The organism is Janthinobacterium sp. GW822-FHT07H10 (assembly GCF_058798675.1).
Map to the genome: position 1 here is coordinate 65,775 of NZ_JBXAKS010000013.1, position 22,733 is coordinate 88,507.

Here is a 22,733-nt window from a genome sequence, read left to right on the forward strand (position 1 = left end):
GTCCTCGCCTGAAGGTGGCGCCCTGCACTGGCCTGCCGGCCTGGATTTCCCCGGCAACTGGCGCATCACACCAGACGCATTACACTTGAAACAAGCACATGACCGCAATTCAAATAACGAATGTAGAAAAGAGCTATAAATCGCTCAAGGCGCTGGGCGGCGTGTCGCTGGCGATCGAGGAGGGCGAGTTCTTCGGCCTGCTCGGTCCCAACGGCGCCGGCAAGACCACCCTCATTTCCATCATCGCCGGCCTGATACGGCCCGATGCTGGCACCGTCAAGATCCACGGCCACGACGTGGTCAAGGACTTCCGCAACGCGCGCCGCAACCTGGGCGTGGTGCCGCAGGAACTCGTGTTCGATCCGTTTTTCACCGTGCGCGAGACGCTGCGCCTGCAGTCCGGCTATTTCGGTTTGCCGAACAACGACAAGTGGATCGACGAGGTCATGGAAAACCTCGACCTGACCGGCAAGGCCGACACCAACATGCGCGCGCTGTCGGGCGGCATGAAGCGCCGCGTGCTCGTCGCCCAGGCGCTGGTGCACAAGCCGCCCGTCATCGTGCTCGATGAGCCGACGGCCGGCGTCGACGTGGAATTGCGCCAGACCCTGTGGAAGTTCATCTCGCGCCTGAACCGCGAAGGCGGCCACACCGTCGTGCTGACCACCCACTACCTGGAAGAAGCGCAGGCCATGTGCCAGCGCGTGGCCATGCTCAAGACGGGCAAGGTGGTGGCGCTTGACACCATGTCGGCGCTGATCCGCCGCATCGCCGGCTCGCAGCTGCAGGTGCACCTGAAGCACGGCGCCCTGCCGGCCGACCTGCAGCACCTGGTGCTGCACCCGGAAGAGCAGCAGGCGCCGAACAAGTTCAGCCTGCGCGTCAACGAATACAGCGAAGTCGAGAAGATCCTCGCCCGCCTGCGCGAAGCGGGCGCCGACATCGACGAAATGCAATTGCAACAAGCCGACCTGGAAGATATCTTCTTGCAGATCATGGATAAAGGTACCGTATGATTTCGACAGGATTTCGCACCCTCGTCTACAAAGAGACGCTGCGCTTCTGGAAAGTGGCGACGCAAACCGTGGCCGCGCCCGTGCTCACGTCGATGCTGTACCTGCTGGTGTTCGGCCATGTGCTCGACGGCCGCGTGGAGCCGAGCCCCGGCGTCAGCTACACGGCCTTCCTGATTCCCGGCCTGGTGATGATGAGCGTGCTGCAAAACGCCTTCGCCAATTCCTCGTCCTCGCTGATCCAGTCCAAGATCACGGGCAACCTGGTGTTCGTGCTGCTGACGCCCCTGTCGCACTGGGAAATCTTCTCGGCGTATGTACTCGCTTCCGTCGCGCGCGGCCTGGCCGTGGGCTTTGGCGTTTTCGCCATCACCTGCTGGTTCGCCGACCTGTCGTTTGTCGCGCCGCTGTGGATCGTCGTCTTCGCCTTCCTGGGCGCCGCCATGCTGGGCACCATGGGCTTGATCGCCGGCATCTGGGCCGAGAAATTCGACCAGCTGGCCGCCTTCCAGAACTTCCTGATCATGCCGGCCACCTTCCTGTCGGGCGTGTTCTATTCGATCCACTCGCTGCCGCCGTTCTGGCAGACGGTGTCGCACCTGAACCCCTTCTTCTACATGATCGACGGCTTCCGCTACGGCTTCTTCGGCACCTCCGACGTCAGCCCGTGGCTCAGTCTTTCCATCGTCGCCGGCTTCCTCGTGATCCTGGCGCTGGCGTCGATCCGCCTGCTGAAAAGCGGTTACAGATTACGCCACTAATTGCGGCACATCACACACTACATTATTCAATATCAAGGACTTATCGTGACCACCACTCCAGAACTGATCCACGGCTACCTGTCGGCCGGCCTCGAATGCACGCACCTCGAAGTGGAGGGCGATGGCCAGCACTTCCAGGCCGTGATCGTCTCGCCCGCATTTGCCGGCAAGCGCCTGATCCAGCGCCACCAGATCGTCTACGCGGCGCTGGGCGACCGCATGCGCGAGGAAATCCACGCGCTGTCGATGAAAACCCTGACACCTGAAGAATTCCAAGGATAAGCACATGGACAAGCTCCTGATCAACGGCGGCAACCGCCTGAACGGCGACATCGCCATCTCCGGCGCGAAAAACGCCGCCCTGCCCATCCTGTGCGCCGGTCTGCTGACCGCGGGCGACCTGGACCTGACGAACGTGCCGCACCTGCACGACGTCGCCACCATGCTCAAGCTGCTGGGCCAGACGGGCTTGAAGATACGGCAGGACGGCGACCGCGTGGTCCTCAACGGCAGCGCCATCGACACCCTCGAAGCGCCGTACGAACTGGTGAAGACCATGCGCGCCTCGATCCTCGTGCTCGGTCCCATGCTGGCGCGCTTCGGCGAAGCCAAGGTCTCGCTGCCGGGCGGCTGCGCCATCGGTTCGCGTCCCGTCGACCAGCACATCAAGGGCCTCGAGGCGCTGGGCGCCGAGATCCGCATCGAAGCCGGCTACATCTACGCCAAGTGCGCCAAGCTGAAAGGCGCGCGCATCGTCACCGACATGATCACCGTCACCGGCACCGAGAACCTGCTGATGGCCGCGACCCTGGCCGAAGGCGAGACCATCCTGGAAAACGCCGCCTGCGAGCCGGAAGTGACCGACCTGGCCCACCTGCTGGTGGCCATGGGCGCAAAGATCGACGGCATCGGCACCAGCCGCCTGGTGATCCAGGGCGTGGACGCCTTGCACGGCGCCTCGCACGCGGTCATCGCCGACCGCATCGAAACGGGTACCTTCCTGTGCGCCGTGGCGGCCACCGGCGGCGACATCACCCTGCGCAACGTGCGCACCGATATCCTCGACGCGGCGCTCGACAAGCTGCGCGCCATGGGCCTGACGATGACCTTCGGCGCCGACTGGATCCGCGCCGAGATGTCGGCCCGCCCGAATCCGGTCAGCTTCCGCACCACCGAATACCCGGGCTTCCCGACCGACATGCAGGCGCAGTTCATGGCCGTCAACACGATCGCCAATGGCGCCAGCCGCGTCACCGAGACGATTTTCGAGAACCGCTTCATGCACGTGCAGGAAATGAACCGCCTGGGCGCCGACATCACCATCGAGGGCAACACGGCCATCATCGCCGGCGTCAAGCAGCTGCGCGGCGCGCCCGTGATGGCGACCGACCTGCGCGCCTCGGCGTCGCTGGTGATCGCGGCCCTGGCCGCCGATGGCGAAACGCTGATCGACCGCATCTACCACCTCGACCGTGGCTACGACCGCATGGAAGTCAAATTGTCGGCCGTGGGCGCGAACATCGTGCGCATCAAGTAAAAACAAAAAAGGAACGAGCATGAACGGATCGAACAGCGGTGACAATTCCCAGCTGATACTGGCGCTCTCGAAAGGCCGCATTTTCGAGGACACCATGCCGCTGCTGGAAGCGGCAGGCATCAAGGTGCTGGAAAACCCGGAAACGTCGCGCAAGCTGATTTTGGCCACCAACGATCCGAACGTGCGCGTCATCATCGTGCGCGCCAGCGACGTGCCCACGTACGTGCAGTACGGCGCGGCCGATTTTGGCGTGGCGGGCAAGGATGTGCTGCTCGAACATGGCGGCGAAGGCCTGTACCAGCCGATCGACCTGAATATCGCCTCCTGCCGCATGTCGGTGGCGGTGCAGGCCGGCTTCGACTATGAAAAGGCCGTGCACCAGGGCGCGCGCCTGCGCGTGGCCACCAAGTTCGTGCACACGGCGCGCGAGCATTTCGCCGCCAAGGGCGTGCACGTCGATCTGATCAAGCTGTATGGCTCGATGGAGCTGGCGCCGCTGGTGGGCCTGTCCGACGCCATCGTCGACCTGGTCAGCACGGGCAGCACTTTGCGCGCGAACAACCTCGTCGAGGTTGAACACATCATGGAAATTTCGTCGCGCCTGGTGGTCAACCAGGCCGCCTTAAAGCTCAAGCGCGAGCGCTTGCAGCCGATTATCGAGGCCTTCGAACGCGCCTCGCAAACTGCTTCGCAAGCCTAGACATTCAGTAGCAGAAAGCCGATTATGCCGATACAGATACGCAAGCTCGATTCAAGCCAGGAAGGTTTCCAACAATCGCTCGATACGCTGCTGGCGTTCGAGGCGGGTACCGATGCAGCGATTGAAACGTCGGTCGCGAAAATCCTGGCCGATGTGAAAACGCGCGGCGACGCCGCGGTACTGGAATACACCAACCGTTTCGACCGCATCCCGCATGGCGGCGCGGCGGAAATGGCGGCGTTTGATATTTCGCAAGCCGAATTGCAGGCGGCCCTGAACGGCTTGCCGTCGGCCCAGCGCGAGGCGCTGCAGATCGCCGCCCAGCGCATCCGCGCCTTCCACGAACGCCAGCGCGAGGAACTGCGCGGCTTTACCTACACCGAACCCGATGGCACGGTGCTGGGGCAGAAGATCACGCCGCTCGACCGGGTCGGCATCTACGTCCCGGGCGGCAAGGCCGCCTATCCTTCGTCGGTGCTGATGAACGCCATTCCCGCGCATGTGGCGGGGGTGGGCGAGATCATCATGGTGGTGCCGACGCCGGACGGCGTGAAGAACCAGATGGTGCTGGCCGCCGCCGCGATTGCCGGCGTGACGCGCGTGATCACCATCGGCGGCGCGCAGGCCGTCGGCGCGCTGGCCTACGGCACGCAGACGATTGCCGCCGTGGACAAGATCGTCGGCCCCGGCAACGCCTATGTGGCCGCCGCCAAGCGCCGCGTGTTCGGCATCGTCGGCATCGACATGATCGCCGGACCATCCGAAATCCTCGTGCTGTGCGATGGCACGACGGACCCCGACTGGGTCGCGATGGACCTGTTTTCGCAGGCCGAGCACGACGAGCTGGCGCAGGCCATCCTGCTGTGCCCCGACGCGGACTATATCGCCAGAGTCGAGGAGAGCATCGCCAAGCTGCTGCCGACGATGCCGCGCCAGGCCACCATCAGCACCTCGCTGCAGGACAGGGGCGCGCTGATCAAGGTGCGCAGCATGGAAGAAGCGTGCGAGATCGCCAACTCCATCGCCGCCGAGCACCTGGAAATCTCGGCGGAGCATCCGCAGCAGTGGGCCGAGCAGATCCGCCACGCGGGCGCCATGTTCCTGGGCCGCTACTCGTCCGAATCGCTGGGCGACTATTGCTGCGGTCCCAATCACGTGCTGCCGACGTCGCGCACGGCGCGTTTCTCGTCGCCGCTGGGCGTGTACGACTTCCAGAAGCGCTCGTCCATCATTTACGTCAGCGAAGCGGGCGCGCAAACCCTGGGGCGTGTCGCCGCCACCCTGGCGTACGGCGAAGGCTTGCAAGCCCACGCGCGCAGCGCCGAACTGCGTCTGAAGCCGCAGCCATGACGAATATGGCGGAGCGGCCGGACTGGGCCAACCGGGTCTATTGCGAGGACGCGCTGGCGGGGCTGGCGCGCATTCCCGATGGCTCGGTGGACCTGATCCTGACGGATCCGCCTTACAATCTGGGCAAGGATTACGGCAATGCCTCGGACCAGCAGTCGGTAGCCGACTACCTGCGCTGGACGGAGCAATGGATCGATGCGGCGCTGCCCAAGCTGAAAGCCAACGGCAGCCTGTATATCTTCCTCACCTGGCGCTATTCGCCGGAGATCTTCGTCATGCTCAAGCAGCGCATGGCGATGATGAATGAAATCATCTGGGACCGCCGCGTGCCGTCCATGGGCGGCAGCGTGCGCAGCTTTTCATCGGTGCACGACACCATCGGCTTCTTCGTCAAGCGCAAGGATTACTACTTCGACCTTGACGCGGTGCGCATCGCCTACGACGCGGCCACCAAGAAAGCCCGTTCGCGCTCGATCTTCATCGGCGCCAAATGGCTGGAAGTCGGTTACAACCCGAAAGACTTGTGGAGCGTGTCGCGCCTGCACAAGGAACACCCGGAACGGGCCGACCACCCGACGCAAAAGCCGCTGGAAATCATCGAACGCATGGTCAAGGCATCGTGCCCGCCTGGCGGCGTGGTGCTCGACCTGTTCATGGGCAGCGGCACCACGGCGCTGGCGGCAAAGCGCTGCGGGCGCGATTTCGTCGGCTTCGAACTCAATCCCGATTACTGCGCCATCATCGAACAGCGATTGGCGGCGCTGGCACAGGAGCTGGCCGAACCGGCTGCGCCTAAGCCTGAGAAAAAGGCGCCGGCCAAGCGCCGCGCCGCCGCCGCCGTGCCCAAGGCCGCCAAGGCTGCCGCTAAAAAGCCGGCTGCCGCGAAACAGCCGGCTGCCGTGAAAAAACCGCCCGCCGTGAAAAAAGCCCCGGCCCGCAAGGCGCGCAGCGCCGCCGTGCCGGAAGACGTGGCCCTCTAGCATCCATTTATATCAGGAGTATTTGCAGCATGTCTTTCCTCGATCAGTTAATCAGCAATACCGTGCGGCCTGATGTGCGGGCCATAGGCGGTTACCATGTGGCCGACGCCAGCGGTTACATCAAACTCGATGCGATGGAAAATCCGTATCCGCTGCCGCAGCACTTGCGCGATGCGCTGGGCGCGCGCCTGGCCAATGTGGTGCTGAACCGCTATCCGCCGTCGTACGCCAGCCTGCAGGCGGCCATCTGCGCCAAGCTGGGCGTGCCATCTGGCTATGACGTCATGCTGGGCAACGGCTCCGACGAACTGATTTCGATCCTGGCCATGGCCTGCGCCCGCCAGGAGCCGGGCAAGCGCGCCGTGCTGCTGGCGCCCGTGCCGGCCTTCGTCATGTATGCGCGCTCGGCGCAGTTTGCCGGCATGGATTTCGTCGGCGTGCCCCTGAACGCCGACTTCAGCCTGGACATGGACGCCATGTTGGCGGCGATCGAGCAGCACCGCCCGGCGCTGGTGTTCCTCGCCTACCCGAACAACCCGACCGGCAACCTGTTTGCCAGCGCCGACATCGAACGCATCCTCGCCGCGCTGGGCGACACGGGCATCGCCGTCGTCGACGAAGCGTATGAACCGTTCGCGCAGCAAAGCTTCATGGGCCGCCTGCCCGAATTCGCGAACCTGGTGGTGATGCGCACCGTGTCGAAACTGGGCCTGGCCGGCATCCGCCTCGGCTACATGTCGGCCGCGCCGGCCCTGCTGGCGCAATTCGAGAAAGTGCGCCCGCCGTACAACGTGAATGTGCTGACGCAGGCGGCGGCCGAATTCGCGCTCGAGCATCTCGACGTGCTCAATGCGCAGGCGGCCCTGCTCAACAGCGCGCGCGACGACCTGGCGCTGCGCCTGGCGGAACTGCCCGGCGTGACGGTATTTCCGTCGAAGGCAAATTTTCTTCTGATTCGTGTGGCTGATTCCGACGATGTTTGCGCAAAACTGCTTGCCCGCAGGGTTTTAATTAAAAATATGAGTAAAATGCATGCTGCGCTGGTCAATTGCCTGCGCATCAGCGTCAGCACCCCGGAAGAGAATTCCCTTTTTTTCGATGCCTTCAAGGCATCCCTCGTTTAGCCTATCGCCAGAGCCTCCCATGAACCGCACCGCAGAAATCACGCGCAACACCAATGAGACGCAAGTTCGCGTCGCCCTCAATCTGGACGGCACCGGCCAGCAAAAGCTGAACACGGGCGTGCCCTTCCTCGACCATATGCTGGACCAGATCGCCCGCCACGGCTTGATCGACCTCGATATCGAAGCGACGGGCGACGTGCATATCGACAACCACCATACGGTGGAAGACGTGGGCATCACCCTGGGCATGGCCGTGGCCAAGGCCATCGGCGACAAGAAGGGCATCCGCCGCTACGGCCACGCGTATGTGCCGCTGGACGAGGCGCTGTCGCGCGTGGTGCTCGATTTCTCGGGCCGCCCCGGCATCGAGTACCACATCCCGTTTACGCGCGCCATGATCGCCGGCTTCGACGTCGACCTGACGCTGGAATTTTTCCGCGGCTTCGTCAACCATGCGGGCGTGACATTGCATATCGACAACTTGCGCGGCACGAATGCCCATCATCAATGCGAAACCGTGTTCAAGGCCTTTGGCCGCGCGCTGCGCATGGCGGCCGAGCTCGATGAGCGCGCGGCCGGCATCATTCCGTCGACCAAGGGCAGCCTGTAAGCGCCACCCTCGATACCCTGTAGATTCCGAGATTAAACATGAATAAAATTGTGGTGGTGGATTACGGCATGGGCAACCTGCGCTCCGTGGCGCAAGCGCTGCGCGCCGTGGCGCCGGAAGCCGATGTGCGCATTTCCGGATTGGCGCAAGACATCGACAGCGCCGACCGCATCGTCTTGCCGGGCCAGGGCGCCATGCCCGACTGCATGCGCAGCCTGCGCGAATCGGGCGTGCTCGAAGCGCTGCTGCGCGCCGCCGACAGCAAGCCCGTGCTGGGCGTGTGCATCGGCGAGCAAATGCTGTTCGACGCCAGCGAAGAGGGCGATGCGGCGGGCCTGGGCTTGCTGCCAGGCAAAGTCGTGCGCTTCCAGCTCGATGGCCAGGTGCAGGAAGACGGTTCGCGCTTCAAGGTGCCGCAAATGGGCTGGAACCAAGTCCGGCAAACGGCATCCCATGCCATGTGGGAGGGCATTGCCGACCAGGCGTATTTTTACTTTGTGCACAGCTATTTTGCTCAACCTCAAGAGGCCGCGCACACGGTGGGCCAGACTATCTATGGTGCGCCGTTTGCGTGCGCGGTCGCGCGTGATAATATTTTCGCGACACAGTTTCACCCTGAAAAAAGCGCTGCCGCTGGCTTGCAGCTGTACAAGAACTTCGTTCACTGGCAACCTTGACGTACCTTCGTGGCCTTTCCGGCTTCGCTCCTCACTCACTCTGACACCACACTGACCATGCTGCTCATTCCCGCCATCGACCTGAAAGACGGTCACTGCGTACGCCTGAAACAAGGCGATATGGAACTTGCCACCGTATTTTCCGAAGACCCGGCCGAGATGGCCCGCCATTGGCTGATGCAAGGCGCGCGCCGGCTGCACCTGGTCGACCTGAACGGCGCATTTGCCGGCAAGCCGAAAAACGAAGGCGCCGTGAAATCCATCCTGAAGGCCGTGCAAGATTTCGCCGTGGAAAACGACATCGAGGAAATCCCCGTGCAGCTGGGCGGCGGCATCCGCGACCTCGACACCATCGAGCGCTACCTGGACGCCGGCATCAGCTACATCATCATCGGCACGGCGGCCGTGAAGAGCCCCGGCTTCCTGCACGACGCCTGCAGCGCCTTTCCGGGCCACATCATCGTCGGCCTCGATGCCAAGGATGGCAAGGTGGCAACGGATGGCTGGAGCAAGATGTCGGGCCATGAAGTGATCGACCTGGCCAAGAAATTCGAGGCGTATGGCGTCGAATCGATCATCTACACGGACATCGGCCGCGACGGCATGATGGGCGGCATCAATATCGAAGCCACCGTCAAGCTGGCGCAAGCCGTCAAGATCCCCGTCATCGCCTCGGGCGGCCTGCACAATATCGGCGACGTGGAAGCGCTGTGCGCGGTCCAGGCCGAAGGTATCGAAGGCGTGATCTGCGGCCGCTCCATCTATGAAGGCACGATCGACCTGGCGCAGGCGCAAGAGCGCGCCGACGAGCTGACCGACGCCGCCGTTTAAGCCAGCCCGGCCGGGGCGTGTCTGCGCATGCCCGGGCCTGGCGACAATCTGGATATCATCATGCTTGCAAAACGTATCATCCCCTGCCTCGACGTGACCAATGGCCGCGTCGTCAAAGGCGTCAATTTCACGGAATTGCGCGACGCCGGCGACCCGGTGGAAATCGCCCGCCGCTACGACGAGCAGGGCGCCGATGAAATCACCTTTCTCGACATTACCGCCTCGAGCGACAACCGCGGCCTGATCTTCGACATCATCGAAGCGGTGGCCTCGCAAGTGTTCATCCCGCTGACGGTGGGCGGCGGCGTGCGCGTGGTGGAAGACGTGCGCCGGTTGCTCAACGCGGGCGCCGACAAGGTCAGCATCAACACCTCGGCCGTGACGAATCCGCAGCTGGTGTTTGAGGCATCGCAAAAGCATGGCTCGCAATGCATCGTCGTGGCCATCGACGCCAAGCAGGTGTCACCGGGCAAGTGGGAAGTGTTTACCCACGGCGGACGCACCGCCACGGGCCTGGACGCGTTCGAGTGGGCGCGTAAAATGGAAAGCCTGGGCGCCGGTGAAATCTTGCTGACCAGCATGGACCGCGACGGCACCAAGGTGGGGTTTGATTTGGGCTTGACGCGCGGCGTGTCCGACGCCGTCAGCATTCCCGTTATCGCCTCGGGCGGCGTGGGCGGCTTGCAGGACCTGGTCGACGGCATCAAGGTGGGTCGCGCGGACGCCGTGCTGGCCGCCAGCATCTTCCACTATGGCCAGCACACGGTGCAGGAAGCCAAGCGCTTCATGGCGCAGCAGGGCATTCCCATGCGCCTGGCATAATCAGCGTCCAACCCGGGATAGAACCATATGCAAAACGCAACGATCGTATCGAGCAATGCCAAGTGGCTGAAAAAGGTCAAATGGGACGAGCATGGGCTGGTGCCCGTGATCGCGCAGGAGGCGGGCAGCAATGACGTGCTGATGTTTGCCTGGATGAACCGCGACGCCCTGGCGCGCACGGTGGAACTGGGTGAAGCCGTATACTGGAGCCGTTCGCGCAAGAAACTGTGGCACAAGGGCGAAGAGTCGGGCCACACGCAAAAGGTGCTGGAAATCCGCCTCGATTGCGACGAAGACGTGGTCTTGCTGAAAATCGAGCAGGCCGGCGGCATCGCCTGCCATACGGGCCGCCACTCGTGCTTCTTCCAGAAGTTCGAAGGCGACGAGAAAACGGGCGAATGGCAAGTCACCGACCCGGTGCTGAAAGACCCCGAAACGATATACGCGGAAACCAAGAACAAATGAGTGAAACTTTAAAGCGCCTGGCCGCCGTGATCGAATCGCGCAAGCCGGCCAATGGCGGCGACCCCGCCACCTCCTATGTGGCGCGCCTGTTTGCCAAGGGCGACGATGCCATCTTGAAAAAAATCGGCGAGGAAGCGACGGAAACCGTGATGGCCGCCAAGGATGCGCGGCGCGACAACGACCCGTCCAAGGTCCTGTACGAGTGCGCCGACCTGTGGTTTCACAGCCTGGTGATGCTGGCGCAGTTCGACCTGACGCCGCAGCAGGTGCTCGACGAGCTGGCGCGCCGCGAAGGCCTGTCCGGTCTCGAAGAGAAGGCGGCGCGCAAGGATGAGCTGCGCGACGCCGGCGAAACGGATAAACACTGATTGATGGGAGCGCGCGTGGATAACTGTATTTTTTGTAAGATTGCTGCAAAACAAATTCCTTCGAGCATAGTCTATGAAGACGAGGACTTGCTGGCCTTCAAGGACATCAACCCGGCCGCCCCCGTGCACCTGCTGTTGATACCGAAGCAGCACGTGGCCAGCCTGTCCGACTGCGACGACAGCCATACGGCAGTGCTGGGCAAGCTGCTGCGCCTGGCGCCGAAGCTCGCTGCCGAATTCGGTTGTGCCGTCAGCTATGACGCCGATGGCGTGCCGTCCGGCGGCTTCAAGACCATGATCAACAGCGGCCCGGACGGCGGGCAAGAGGTGTACCACCTGCACATGCACGTGTATGGCGGCCCGCGTCCCTGGCGCGGCCAGCACTGATTTCGCCGCGCGCCGGGTTCGCGTGTATACTACCCGCATTGGTTGACGCTATTCGGGCACCGTCCCGCAAGGAGAATGTGATGGGTTCATTGAGTATTTGGCACTGGCTGATCGTTCTGGTCATTGTGATGCTGGTCTTCGGCACCAAGAAACTGGGCAATATCGGCGGTGATATCGGCAAGGCCGTCAAAGGCTTCAAGGATGGCGTCAAGGGCGAAGATGATGCCCCGGCAGCCAACACTCCTCCTGCTGCGCCATCGCAAGTGGCCGACAAAAGCACCATCGACGTCGAGACGAAAGAGAAAAGCAAGTCCTGATAGCGTGGCGGGGCGATTGCCTCGTCCGGTAACGGCACTTGTCCGCTTATGATCGATCTCGGTCTCTCTAAAATCGCCATCATCGGCGTGGTTGCACTGATAGTCATCGGCCCTGAAAAGCTGCCGAAAGTGGCGCGCATGGCCGGTACCCTGTATGGCCGCGCGCAGCGCTACCTGAACCAGGTGAAATCCGAAGTCTCGCGCGAAATCGAAATGGAAGAGCTGAAGAACCTGCAGAAGGAAGTGCAGGAGGCGGCCCATTCCGTCAAGCAAAGCGTGGAGAAATCCATGCATGGCGTGGAAAACTCGATCTCGGGCAACCTGGCCGAGGTGGAAAACGCATGGCGCGGCGACTCCGCCGCGTATGCGGGGCATGACGATGGGCACGATGCCCATGAAGCCATGCTGCGCGCCACCAACGATGACCTGGCCCGCAAGGCGCGCGAATTCCGCCGCAAGAAGCTGGTGCGCAATTCCGCCATTCCCGGCTGGTACAAGCAGCGCCATGGCGGCAAGATGCACGTGCAGTCGGCCGCCGCCCGCGTGGCGCGTTTCCGTCCGCGCGCCAGTTCCTCCTCCTTTTACTCATGAGTAGCAAATCCCCGGTGGAAGAAACCTTTATCTCGCATCTGGTCGAGCTGCGCAACCGCCTGGTCAAGGCCTCGATCGGCATCGCCGTCGTCTGCGCCGTGCTGTTTTACTGGCCAGGCCCGTCGCAGATCTACGACTTCATCGCCGCGCCGATGATCGCCTCGCTGCCGGCCGGCTCGAAAATGATCGCCACCGGCGTCATCTCGCCCTTCCTGGTGCCGATGAAAGTGACCCTGGTGATCGCCTTCATCGTCGCCCTGCCCTGGGTGCTGTACCAGATGTGGGCCTTCATCGCCCCCGGCCTGTATACGCATGAAAAGCGCCTGATCGCGCCGCTCGTCATTTCCTCGTCGCTGCTGTTCATGGCCGGCGTGGCCTTCTGCTACTTCTTTGTCTTTGGCCGCGTGTTTCACTTCATCAGCGACTTTTCGCCGTCGTCGATCGCCGTGACCCCCGATATCGAAAACTACCTCGATTTCGTCATGTCGATGTGCCTGGCCTTTGGCGCCACCTTCGAAGTGCCCGTCGTGGTGGTCATCCTCGTGCGCATGGGCCTGGTATCCATCGCGAAGCTCAAGGAAGTGCGTCCGTACGTGATTGTCGGCGCCTTCGTCATTGCCGCCATCGTCACGCCGCCGGACGTGGTCAGCCAGTTTTCGCTGGCCATTCCCATGTGCCTGCTGTTCGAGCTGGGCTTGCTGGTGGCGCCCATCTTCGTCAAGGCCACGCAGGCGCCGGAAGAGGCGTCCTAAAGCCAGCTCCACCACGTGCAGATGCAGGCCGCTGCTTCCTCGGGAGCCGCGGCTTTTTTATTGAGCGGGACGTTAGTGAGTGCTTGCTGCGGCATCAGTTTGCCGAGGATGGCCAGGTTGAGCAGCATCAGGCTGCGCATCATCCAGTGCACGTGTTTCCTGTCGGCGCCATGGCGCAAGTCCAGGCATTCCAGGCGGGCGTCGAATTTTTGCCCCAGCGTCTCTATCCTGGTATTGCGTGTCAATGCCAGGGCATCCAATTCCAGGGCATCTATCCTCGTGTCGAGCTGATGCTCCAGTGCATCTATTCTGGTAGCGAGTGTCAGTTCCAGGGCATCCCCTGGTGTCGACCTTTTGCGCCACCGGTTTGATTTCCCCCGGCAGATTGCGCTCCAGCGCCGCCAGCTCGCCACGCACGCCGACGGCCGCGCCCAGCACATCACCGACGGGCGCCGCATGGGCTTTCGCTTGCGGCGTGGGTACGCCTGCCGAGGCGAGGCGTTTGGCGTAATCGCGGGTGTCGCACTGGACGGACATATGCATGGACCTTCCTGACCATCACCCTAGCAGAAAAATCGGCAATTGCCGGTGAGGAGAGCGGTGGCGCCTGCCTTCCTGTCAGCGTAGGCGCTACGGCGCCGGGCGGTTTGCGGTGGCGCAGACGCATGCAAAAAGGGCGCCGCGGCGCCCTGTGCAAGCTGAGGATGCGTGCGGCTTAATTCATCAATTCCTTGATGACTTTCACGGGCGCGCTGCCATAGCTGAGGAATTGTTCATGGAAATCCTTCAGCACGAACTTGCTGCCCAGCGCTTGCTTGCGCTGTTCGCGCAAGTCCATGATTTCGCTGTAGCCGCTGAAATAGCTGGTCAGCTGCACCGAGCTCAGCTGCACGCGGCGCCATTTCTCCGTCGCTTCGCGCTGCGTCTGGAAGGCCTGGCGCGTCAGCAGGTCGAGCGCCTGCTCTCGCGTCATGCCCAGCACGTGCACGCTGTAGTCGAGGATGGTGTTGGTGACGCTGCGCAAGTTCCACTTCGAGTACATCAGCCACATTTCCGGCGCGTTATTGCCATAGCCCGATTCGAGCATCATGCGCTCGCCATACACGGCCCAGCCTTCGATCATGGCGCCATTGCCGAAGATCGACTTGACCAGCGACGGCGACTTGTTGGCGTACACGAGCTGCGTGTAGTGGCCGGGGATGGCTTCGTGGATGTTCAGGATCTGCAAGATCCAGTGGTTGTATTCGCGCAAGCTGCTTTCCGCCTGTTCCGGCGTTTCGCCGTCGAGCGGCGTCACGTTGTAATAGGTGCGGTCTTGCGGACGATACGGGCCGGGCGCCTCGATGCTGGCGCCGGCCACGCCGCGCTGGTAGGCCGGCGTTTCACGCACGACGAGCGGCTTTTTCGGGTCCATCGTCAGCAGGTTGTGGCTGGTCACCCATTCCTGCAATTCCGGGATCTGGCGGCGGATTTCCGGCACGAAATCGGCTGGCGCCACGTGGTTGCTCGACAGCTTGTCGATGACCATGCCGATCTTCGCCGTGCGGTCGGCCGGCTTGGCCGCGTTGCCCATGGTTTTCAGCCACAGCTCGTCGGACAGGCTGTCCATGTGTTCAAGCAGTTTTTCGCGCGCGGCCAGGGCCTTCTGGTACATCTGTTCGGCGCTGACGCTGGCCTGGATATCGTAGGTAAATTTCTGCTCGTACAAGTCCTTGCCGATGCGGAAGGAACGCGCGTTGCCATTTTGCGCCAGCGCCGCATCCTGTTCCGTCAGCCAGGCGGCATAGCCTTGCACGGCCGTGCGGGCCGCGGCGATGCGCGCGTTGTACAGCTGCTTCTCGGTCGCCGTCAGGATCGAGCCTTGCGCCGTCTTGTTCAAGTCGTCAAGCACGCTGAGCACGCCAGCGCTCTGGGCGATGGCCAGCTGCGTATGTTCGCGCGTGGGCTGATGGATGCTGGCGCGCGCGGCCACATAGTATTGCGGCACGGTGGCGATGCGTTTGAGCAAGGTGCGCAGGCGCTGCGGCTGCGACGCGTATTCCGTGTTCAGGATGAAGTCGATGGAACCGGCCACGTTGTAGAGGGCGGGATTCCATTCGAATTCGCGGAAGGTGGTCAGGTACCAGCGGTCCGACTGCAGTTTATTGGTCAGCAAGGCCAGGTCGGTACGTTGCTTGTCGGACATCTTGCCCGCATTCAGCTTGCCGAATTTACCCAGCCATTCTTCGATGAAGGCCAGCTGCTTCTGGCGGCTGGCCGCGTCGGGAATGCTCAGGTTGGCGGCGCCGTCGTATTTGCCGACGGCAATGGCACCTTCCGGATCCATGCGCCACAGCGCGGTGAGGAACTGGCCGCTCAGGTTATTCATGGAACGGTCGCTGCTGTTCTCGCTGGCGACGGCCGCTACCGTGGCTGCCGTGGCGGCGCTGACGACGGCCGCCTTCTTGGCGACGGTTTTTTTCTTGCTGCTGCTGGTGCTGGCCTTGCCGCTTTTCTGCGGTTTCTTGGCGGCGCTGGCCGGTGTCAGGGTGAATGCCATCATCAATGCGGCGAGCGCAACTTTATTTCTTGTCAGCATAGTTCATCTCTTGAATATTTGGTTGTTTGTTAAATCCAGTCACGAATAAACTGATAATATAAATAACAAACAACTATTGAAAGGTCGGCCTTGCTTGCCAGGGCGGCCCAAAGATTAGCACTAATTGCCGCGCTTGCGCAGTTTTTTGCCGGCCGTCCGCCGGGCTAGACGACGATGGCGCTGCCGTGCAGCAGCTCCTGGTGGCGCGCATTCAGGGCCGCCACGGCATCCTTGCCGCGCGCCATGCCGGTGGCGTGGATTTCGACTTCTTGTGTGTAACGCTGGCTGACGCGGATCGTGTAGGACTGGAACAGCCAGCTCCAGAAGTTGGTTTCATACACGGCTTCATCCATGTCGCGCCATTTGACGCCCGTGAGCTTCTTCTTCCACGGCAAGATGCCGGACGCCAGCCACACGCCCGCCTCGTCGTAGTACAGCTGGTAGCTGCGGGTCGTCAGCAGGCGGTAGCCGACGATCAGGGCCGATCCGATCAGCACGACGAGGGCGGCGCGCGTGTTGTACTTGAAGGCCAGCGGCAGGGCGGCGAAAAACAGCAGCACGGCCAAGATGAAGGTGCCGGCATAGGCCGTCCAGGATTTGCCGCACAAGTAGGTGGCGCGCTGGCCGGCGTTGGTGGCGATATAGTCGGTCATGGCATGGGATCAAAACAGGGAAAAACGATCATCGCATGGAACGCGGCTTCCCGTTCATTTTTTCAAGCCTTCCTGCAGCATGCCCAGCATGTCGCTGGCCGACATGCGCGCGGCCGCGTCGCTGCCCTCCAGCAGACTGTCGGCCAGGTCGCGCTTGTGCTGGTGCAACTCGACGATGCCTTCCTCGATCGTGTGCTTGGCCACCAGGCGGTAAATGGTGACGGGACGCAATTGCCCCATGCGGTGGGCGCGGTCCGAGGCCTGGTCTTCCACGGCCGGGTTCCACCACGGGTCCATGTGGATCACGTAATCGGCCGCCGTCAGGTTGATGCCCATGCCGCCCGCTTTCAGGCTGATCAGGAAAACATCGCCCTCGCCCGCCTGGAAGGCGTCGACGCGGCGCTTGCGCTCCTGCATGGGCGTGGCGCCATCGAGGTACTGGTAGGCCACGCCATGCTGCTCCAGGTGCTGGCGGATCAGGGTCAAATGGTCGACGAACTGGCTGAAGACAAGCACCTTGTGGCGGTTTTCCAGCAAGCCCGACAACAATTGCGCGAACGCGGCCAGCTTGCTGCTGGCCAGGCCCAGCTCGGGCGCCACCAGCTGCGGATTGCAGCAGGCGCGGCGCAGCTTCATGATCTCGGCCAGGATCTGGATGGCTTTCTTCGATGCCGGCCCTTCCACCATGGCCAGCTTTTCCAGCGCTTCGCGGCGCAGCGATTCGTACAGCGCCGTTTCCGGCGGCGACAGCTGCACTTCCAGCACGATTTCCGTGCGCGACGGTAATTCCGACAGCACTTGCGTCTTCGTGCGGCGCAGGATGAACGGCGCGATCAATCTGCGCAGGCGCAGGCGGGCGCCGGCCGCCGCCCGCTTGTCCTGGTCTTTCTCGATGGGACCGGCAAAGCGCAGGTTGAACTGGTCGAGCGTGCCCAGCAAGCCCGGATTGATGAAGCGGAACAGATTCCACAATTCGCCCAGGTGGTTTTCCAGCGGCGTGCCGCTGGCCACCATGCGGAAGTCGCCCTGCAGCGCCATCACGGCTTGCGAGCGCTTGGTGGCGCCATTCTTGATCGCTTGCGCCTCGTCGAGCACGATCGTATGCCAGCGCACGCCCGCGAACATGGCCGCTTCCTGCTGCAGCAAGCCATAGCTGGCCACCACCACGTCGAACGGCTGCAAGGTGTCCAGCATGTCGGCGCGGTCGCCTGTGCCGAACAGCTTCACCTTCAAGGTGGGCGCGAAACGCTGCGCTTCGCTGATCCAGTTCATGCACACGGACGTGGGCGCGACCACCAGGGTGGGGCCGTGCGGCGCGCGCGCCAGGATCAGGGCCAGCGCCTGCAAGGTTTTGCCCAGGCCCATGTCGTCGGCCAGGCAGGCGCCCACGCCCCAGTGCGCCAGGCGCGCCAGCCATTCGTAGCCGGCCAGCTGGTAGTCGCGCAAGTCCGCCTGCAGGGTGCTGGGCAGCTGCGGCTGATGATCGTCGAGCGCGCGCAGGCGCAGCAAGTGTTCGCGCCACAATTTGTCGGCCTGCACGCCGCCCGCATCGGTGGCCAGTTCTTCCAGCGCGAAGGCGGCCAGCGGGTGGACGTGCACGCCATCGGCATGCGCCTCGCCATACGCGGCCAGTTCCGACAGGCGGCGGTGCAATTCGTCGCTGAGGGCGAGGAACTGGTTGTCGCCGAGGGCCACGAAGCGGCTTTTATTGTGCTGCATCAAGTCCAGCAGGGCGCGCAGGTCCATGACCTTGTCTTCGTCGATCTGCACGTCGCCGCTGGCGGCAAACCAGTCTTTTTCACTTTTGATCTTCAGGCGCATCTGGCCGCTGTCGATGCGTTTCGACACGCGCATGGTTTCGCCTTCGGGCCAGGCCAGCACGATGTTGGCGGGATCGAGCGCCTGCAATTCCACCAGCAGTTGCAAGCCCAGGGCAGGCTGGCCCAGCAGCCATTCGCCATGCTCTTCTTCCGCCTCTTCCAGCACCAGGCAGCGACCGATGAGCTGGCGCTGCGCCTCGCGCTCCGCGTTCAGGTCGCGCCGCGCCTGCACGGCCCGGCCCGCCACATCGGCAAACACGCTCTCGGCGCCGCTACCCGGCGCGTAATAGGCGCCGTTGTCGAGCAGCGGGCGCACGAGGATCTGCATTTTCAGGCCCTGCTGGTAGGGCAGCAGGTGCACGTGCAGGCGGTGGTCGGCCGTGATCGCCTGCGCGTCGCCCGCGCCGCCGCCGATATCGGACTGCACGGTGACCATCGAGGAGATGGCGCCGATGGCCTGCATGACCTGTTTTTCCGCATGCAGGGGCACGGACAGGCCCAGCCCCACGATGGCGCCGATGCGCCGGTGCTCGTCGAGGATGTGCACGACGCGCAGGCGCGTCGGCGTCTCGCGCTGCACCACGACATGGCTGCCGCTGTCGGGCAGCGGCGGCTGCATGCCCAGCCACAGCTGCCCCTCGTGCGACTTGATGAGGAGCTCGGGCGCGCCGGCGATCAGTTCCACGCGCGTGTCGGGGTGGTCGAGCCAGAACACGAGCGGGTGGCCCACCAGCAGCACGGCGGCCTTGTCCAGCTCGATTTCATAGCGCGGCGCCGACGAATAATACTGTTTGAATGGCGCGATGCTGCCGGCCGCGCGCGCGTCCTGCGGCGTGAGGAAATCGATGTCGCCCGCCTCTTCGGCCAGGCGCTTCAGGCCCATGGCGCGGCCCTTGCTCCAGCCGCCGCGCGCGTCGCGTTTCTGCTCGCGCACTTCCACGGCCGTCAGGCCGAAGCGCGGGTCGAACGCCACCAGCCACACGAGGCGTGAGACGCCGCCCGGCGCTTCGGCGGGGGCATTCTGCTGCAGGTTGATCAGGGCGCTCAGCTGGCGCTGCCACGCTTCCTGGCGCTCGAACCACGGCGCCATGTCCGTCAAGCCATGTTGCGCGCGCTTGCCCGTCGCATAGCGTTCCTGTTCCGGCTCGCTCATCAAGCCCAGCAGACCGGCCGCCTGTGCCGCGATCAGGTCGTAGCCGGCCGCGTCCGCCTGCTGCACCAGCAGGCGCAGCTGGGGTTTGCGTTCGCTCAATTGCGGTAGCGCCAGCCAGTAATACAGCAAGCCCTGGAACAGCTGCGCTTGCAAGCCAGTTTCCCAGTTGCGCGTGGGAATCGCTTCGGCCTGCAGCACGCCGGCGCGCACCAGGCGCAAGGTATTGAGTTGCTGGTAGACGATGCTGTCGTGGTTCGGCTGCGCGTGCAGGGCGATGTCGAGATAACTTTCCGCGGCTTTGAGCAGCTTGGCGTCGTTGCCGCGCAGCAGTGCCAGTACATACAGGTGGCCGCCGATGCCCGTAAAGCACAGCTTGCGCTTGCCCGCTTCCTTGCGCAGCCCCTTCAAGGCCGTCTCGAAGCCTGCCACGGCATGCGCGTGTTCGCCGTGCAACAGGGCGATGCTGCTGTCGATAAACAGCACCTGCGGGCCCTGCTGGCCCGCCAGGTAGCGCGCAGCCGTGTCGAGTTCGCCGCACAGCAGGGCATCCTCGGCCAGGGCCAGCGGCAGGGCGGCGCCGATGTGGTCGCCGGCGGCCGCCTGGCGCGCGTGGTGCTCACGCGCATAGCCGCGGATGGCGCGCGCCGTGGCCGGCTCACGCGGCGCATTGCCCAGCAGCACGGCTAGTATGTCATCCTGCAATTGCGGCATGACGAAGGACAGCATCTCCGGCTCGAACGGGCGGCCGAAGATCTCGATCAGCGGATGCAGCTGCTGCGCTTCGTAGCAAGCCATGCAGGCGGCCAGGACGGCGGCCACGTGGCGCACCTCGTCGTTGCGCAACAGGGCGATGCGCAGGCGCGCCACGCCCTGGCGGTAGCTGCGCAGCTCCACATAGCCATCCCAGTTGCGGCGCACGGGATTGATCAGCTCGATCGCCTGGCACAGGTCGCGGAACACCAGGTGCTCGATGGCCGCGCGCATGGCGGGCCAGCGCAATTTCGCTTCGCAGGCAAAGCCGCGCCCGACGATCTCGGACGCCAGCGCCAGGCGCGTCAGCCGCTGCAGCATGGCCGTCACGACGGGCAGGGAAAACGGCGTGCCGTCCGGTTCGACCACATTGGCGCGCTGCAAGTGTTCGTAGACGGCATGCTTGCCGACCGGTTCGCCCGTGATCGCCAGCAGGGCCAGGATCATCTGTTCGTGCTGTTCCAGTGCAGCGAACTCGTCCAGCAGATGTTGGTCTACATGCTGCTCGGTCATGCGGGCAAGTTGGCGATCTGCACGGGCGCATCGCCGGCCGGCACGGGCAGGCCGAACACGCGCTGGTAGAAATACAGTTCCGCATCCAGCGTGCGCACGATGTTTTCCGCCTTGCGGAAGCCGTGGCCCTCGCCTTCGAGCGGCACATACGCGACCGGCACGCCACGCGCCTGCAGGGCGTCGACCATCAGCTGCGACTGCTGCGGCGGCACCACCTTGTCATCGAGGCCCTGGAAGAAAATCATGGGGCGCGACAATTTATCCGTGTGGTGGATGGGCGAGCGCGCGCGGTACAGGGCCTCGGCCTGCGGCTGCGAGGCGATCAGGTAATCGTTGTAGTGCGATTCGAACTTGTGCGAATCGAGGTCCAGGCCCTTCAGGTCGGATACGCCGTAATAGCTGGCGCCGGCCTTGAAGACGTCATGGAAGGTCAGCGCGCACAGGGTCGTCAGGCCGCCGGCGCTGCCGCCGCGGATGATCAGGCGCTCGGGGTCGGCCAGGCCGTGGGCGGCCAGGTAGCGCGCGCCGGCGATGCAGTCTTCCACGTCGACGATGCCCCATTGCCCGCGCAGCGCGTCGCGGTATTCGCGGCCGAAACCGCTGCTGCCGCCATAGTTGACGTCGAGCACGCCGATGCCGCGGCTGGTCCAGTACTGGGTCGCCAGCTTCAGGGTATTGCTGGCCATGCTGGTAGGGCCGCCATGGCTGATGACGATGACGGGAGGTAACGTTCCATCGGGCGCTAGCGCGTCGCTGTTGGTGGGGGCATAGAAGAAGGCATGGGCCGTGCGATCATTGCTGCTCGGAAAGCTCAAGCTGCGCGGCACGGACAGGTAGCCGAGCGCGGGTAATTGCGCGATCGATTGCGCCAGCACTTCCAGCTCGTGGTTCGACAGGTCGATGCGCGCCAGTTCCAGCGCAATCGTGGGGCTGCCGCCCAGCAGCGCGACAAAGCCGGGGCCGACGCGCAGTTCGCGGATTTCCTGGTACGGGTGCGGTATCGGCTCGAGCTTGGCCGCGGCCACGTTCAATTGCGCCAGGTAGCTGATGCCGGCCTGGATATACGTGCAGACGATCTCGTCGGCGGACAGGAAGCCGTACATGCTGCCGCCGAAGGTCCAGTGCGGCGTGGCAAATTCCGCTTCCATCGGGCATAGCGCCTCGATGTCGGCGCCGTGCAGGCGGTACAGGTTCCACCAGCCGCTGCTGTCGGAAACGAAGTGCAGCAAGCCGTTCGGCGACCATTCTGGCTGGCAAATCGATTCGCGCGCGCCGCCGGCGATCAGGCGCGGCGAACCGAGGCTGCCGTCCGCATGCACGTCGGCCAGCCACAGTTCCGTGCCTTGCCACGGCAGGCGCGGGTGGTCCCAGCTGATCCAGGCCAGCTGGCTGCCGTCCGGCGACAGGCGCGGCGCCGCATAGAAATCGTGGCCGCGCGCCAGCACCGTTTCACTGCCGTCGAAGCCGATGGCGGCCAGGCTGTTTTCCGGGTGGGCATGGCCTTCTTCCGGATGCTGCTCGCGCACGGCGATCAGGCGCGCGCGGGCCGCATCGACGACGAAGTCCGCGTAGCGCGTATTGCCCCCCGCGCTGAAGGCTTCCGCGGCGCCGTCGGCGACGACGCGGTACAGGCGGTTATCGGCGAAATGCGAGAAATACACGGTATCGCCAGCGACGGCATACGCGCCGCCGCCATATTCATGCACGCGCGTGCGCACGTTGAACGGCGCCGGCGTCAGTTCATCGACACGCGCGCCGCGCTGGCGCAGCAGGGTGTTGCGGCCCGCTTCGCTGGCGCGGCCGGCCAGCCAGAAGACATCGCCGCCATCGGCGCCCCCCAGGGCCAGCTGCGTCAGCGGCGAGGCGCCGGCCGCGACGATGGCGGCGCTGATCGGCGATGGCCAGGTGCCATAAGGGGTGCTGGATGCGGTTGAGGTCATGCGGGCTCCGTGTGTGGTGGGATCAAGGGCCGCCAGGCAGG

General features: G+C 63.8%; 23 protein-coding genes. 18 read left to right on the forward strand and 5 right to left on the reverse strand.

The genetic code is table 11. The features are described from left to right. Positions 1 to 98: 98 nt before the first annotated feature. From AC1RDJ_RS23885 to tatC, 18 genes are all read left to right on the forward strand, one after another. Complete coding sequence (locus tag AC1RDJ_RS23885) at positions 99 to 1,016, forward strand: ABC transporter ATP-binding protein (protein ID WP_289889562.1); 918 nt, start codon at positions 99 to 101, stop codon at positions 1,014 to 1,016. Continuing rightward, positions 1,013 to 1,774 carry an ABC transporter permease gene (locus AC1RDJ_RS23890; protein WP_071326059.1) on the forward strand — a complete coding sequence of 254 codons (762 nt, stop codon included), beginning with the start codon at positions 1,013 to 1,015 and terminating at the stop codon, positions 1,772 to 1,774. The genes AC1RDJ_RS23885 and AC1RDJ_RS23890 overlap by 4 nt, the downstream gene beginning before the upstream one ends. A 45-nt stretch (positions 1,775 to 1,819) precedes the next feature. Then, on the forward strand, positions 1,820 to 2,056 hold the full coding sequence (locus AC1RDJ_RS23895; RefSeq protein WP_034753824.1) for a BolA family protein: 237 nt from the start codon (positions 1,820 to 1,822) through the stop codon (positions 2,054 to 2,056). 4 nt (positions 2,057 to 2,060) lie between these two features. After that, entirely contained in the window at positions 2,061 to 3,311 is a 1,251-nt protein-coding gene (gene murA / locus AC1RDJ_RS23900) for a UDP-N-acetylglucosamine 1-carboxyvinyltransferase (RefSeq protein WP_493028909.1), read from the forward strand. A 19-nt stretch (positions 3,312 to 3,330) separates the two neighbouring features. After that, positions 3,331 to 4,011, forward strand: a complete 681-nt coding sequence (gene hisG, locus AC1RDJ_RS23905) for an ATP phosphoribosyltransferase (RefSeq protein WP_071326061.1) — start codon at positions 3,331 to 3,333, stop codon at positions 4,009 to 4,011. Positions 4,012 to 4,035: 24 nt separating this feature from the next. Beyond that, positions 4,036 to 5,361 (forward strand): histidinol dehydrogenase, encoded by a 1,326-nt coding sequence (gene hisD, locus AC1RDJ_RS23910; protein WP_493028910.1) that lies wholly within the window; start codon positions 4,036 to 4,038, stop codon positions 5,359 to 5,361. Further along, positions 5,358 to 6,341 (forward strand): DNA-methyltransferase, encoded by a 984-nt coding sequence (locus AC1RDJ_RS23915; RefSeq protein WP_493028911.1) that lies wholly within the window; start codon positions 5,358 to 5,360, stop codon positions 6,339 to 6,341. Before hisD ends, AC1RDJ_RS23915 begins: the two co-directional genes overlap by 4 nt. 29 nt (positions 6,342 to 6,370) lie before the next feature. Then, complete coding sequence (gene hisC, locus AC1RDJ_RS23920) at positions 6,371 to 7,465, forward strand: histidinol-phosphate transaminase (RefSeq protein WP_071326063.1); 1,095 nt, start codon at positions 6,371 to 6,373, stop codon at positions 7,463 to 7,465. A 19-nt stretch (positions 7,466 to 7,484) separates the two neighbouring features. Continuing rightward, positions 7,485 to 8,075 (forward strand): imidazoleglycerol-phosphate dehydratase HisB, encoded by a 591-nt coding sequence (gene hisB, locus AC1RDJ_RS23925; RefSeq protein ID WP_010402123.1) that lies wholly within the window; start codon positions 7,485 to 7,487, stop codon positions 8,073 to 8,075. A gap of 38 nt (positions 8,076 to 8,113) precedes the next feature. Continuing rightward, a complete protein-coding gene (gene hisH / locus AC1RDJ_RS23930) occupies positions 8,114 to 8,752 on the forward strand; it encodes an imidazole glycerol phosphate synthase subunit HisH (protein WP_083412070.1) in 639 nt (212 codons plus the stop codon). 57 nt (positions 8,753 to 8,809) lie between these two features. Then, entirely contained in the window at positions 8,810 to 9,583 is a 774-nt protein-coding gene (hisA, locus tag AC1RDJ_RS23935; RefSeq protein ID WP_071326064.1) for a 1-(5-phosphoribosyl)-5-[(5-phosphoribosylamino)methylideneamino]imidazole-4-carboxamide isomerase, read from the forward strand. Positions 9,584 to 9,643: 60 nt separating this feature from the next. Then, positions 9,644 to 10,405 (forward strand): imidazole glycerol phosphate synthase subunit HisF, encoded by a 762-nt coding sequence (gene hisF / locus AC1RDJ_RS23940; RefSeq protein WP_070219637.1) that lies wholly within the window; start codon positions 9,644 to 9,646, stop codon positions 10,403 to 10,405. A gap of 27 nt (positions 10,406 to 10,432) precedes the next feature. Then, the gene (gene hisI, locus AC1RDJ_RS23945) at positions 10,433 to 10,870 is read left to right on the forward strand and encodes a phosphoribosyl-AMP cyclohydrolase (RefSeq protein WP_071326065.1); all 438 of its coding nucleotides are present in this window, start codon (positions 10,433 to 10,435) and stop codon (positions 10,868 to 10,870) included. Then, complete coding sequence (locus AC1RDJ_RS23950; RefSeq protein ID WP_071326066.1) at positions 10,867 to 11,238, forward strand: phosphoribosyl-ATP diphosphatase; 372 nt, start codon at positions 10,867 to 10,869, stop codon at positions 11,236 to 11,238. Before hisI ends, AC1RDJ_RS23950 begins: the two co-directional genes overlap by 4 nt. Positions 11,239 to 11,253: 15 nt before the next feature. Next, positions 11,254 to 11,625, forward strand: a complete 372-nt coding sequence (locus tag AC1RDJ_RS23955; protein ID WP_071326791.1) for a histidine triad nucleotide-binding protein — start codon at positions 11,254 to 11,256, stop codon at positions 11,623 to 11,625. 80 nt (positions 11,626 to 11,705) lie between these two features. Further along, complete coding sequence (tatA, locus tag AC1RDJ_RS23960) at positions 11,706 to 11,942, forward strand: Sec-independent protein translocase subunit TatA (protein WP_071326067.1); 237 nt, start codon at positions 11,706 to 11,708, stop codon at positions 11,940 to 11,942. Between the two features lie 48 nt (positions 11,943 to 11,990). Then, positions 11,991 to 12,533 (forward strand): Sec-independent protein translocase protein TatB, encoded by a 543-nt coding sequence (gene tatB / locus AC1RDJ_RS23965; protein WP_289889571.1) that lies wholly within the window; start codon positions 11,991 to 11,993, stop codon positions 12,531 to 12,533. Then, entirely contained in the window at positions 12,530 to 13,285 is a 756-nt protein-coding gene (gene tatC, locus AC1RDJ_RS23970; protein ID WP_071326069.1) for a twin-arginine translocase subunit TatC, read from the forward strand. The genes tatB and tatC overlap by 4 nt, the downstream gene beginning before the upstream one ends. Here the strand turns inward: tatC and AC1RDJ_RS23975 are convergent. From AC1RDJ_RS23975 to AC1RDJ_RS23995, 5 genes are all read right to left on the reverse strand, one after another. After that, a complete protein-coding gene (locus AC1RDJ_RS23975) occupies positions 13,282 to 13,530 on the reverse strand; it encodes a hypothetical protein (RefSeq protein ID WP_493028912.1) in 249 nt (82 codons plus the stop codon). The two genes, tatC and AC1RDJ_RS23975, sit on opposite strands and share 4 nt — an antisense overlap. Before the next feature lie 470 nt (positions 13,531 to 14,000). After that, positions 14,001 to 15,827: a DUF885 domain-containing protein gene (locus AC1RDJ_RS23980; protein WP_289889574.1), complete on the reverse strand. Its 1,827-nt coding sequence runs from the start codon at positions 15,825 to 15,827 to the stop codon at positions 14,001 to 14,003. A gap of 200 nt (positions 15,828 to 16,027) precedes the next feature. After that, complete coding sequence (locus tag AC1RDJ_RS23985; protein WP_493028915.1) at positions 16,028 to 16,516, reverse strand: hypothetical protein; 489 nt, start codon at positions 16,514 to 16,516, stop codon at positions 16,028 to 16,030. A gap of 54 nt (positions 16,517 to 16,570) precedes the next feature. Beyond that, positions 16,571 to 20,752, reverse strand: a complete 4,182-nt coding sequence (locus AC1RDJ_RS23990) for an SNF2-related protein (RefSeq protein WP_493028916.1) — start codon at positions 20,750 to 20,752, stop codon at positions 16,571 to 16,573. Then, positions 20,749 to 22,692: a dipeptidyl-peptidase 5 gene (locus AC1RDJ_RS23995; RefSeq protein WP_493028917.1), complete on the reverse strand. Its 1,944-nt coding sequence runs from the start codon at positions 22,690 to 22,692 to the stop codon at positions 20,749 to 20,751. The genes AC1RDJ_RS23990 and AC1RDJ_RS23995 overlap by 4 nt, the downstream gene beginning before the upstream one ends. Positions 22,693 to 22,733 lie beyond the last annotated feature (41 nt).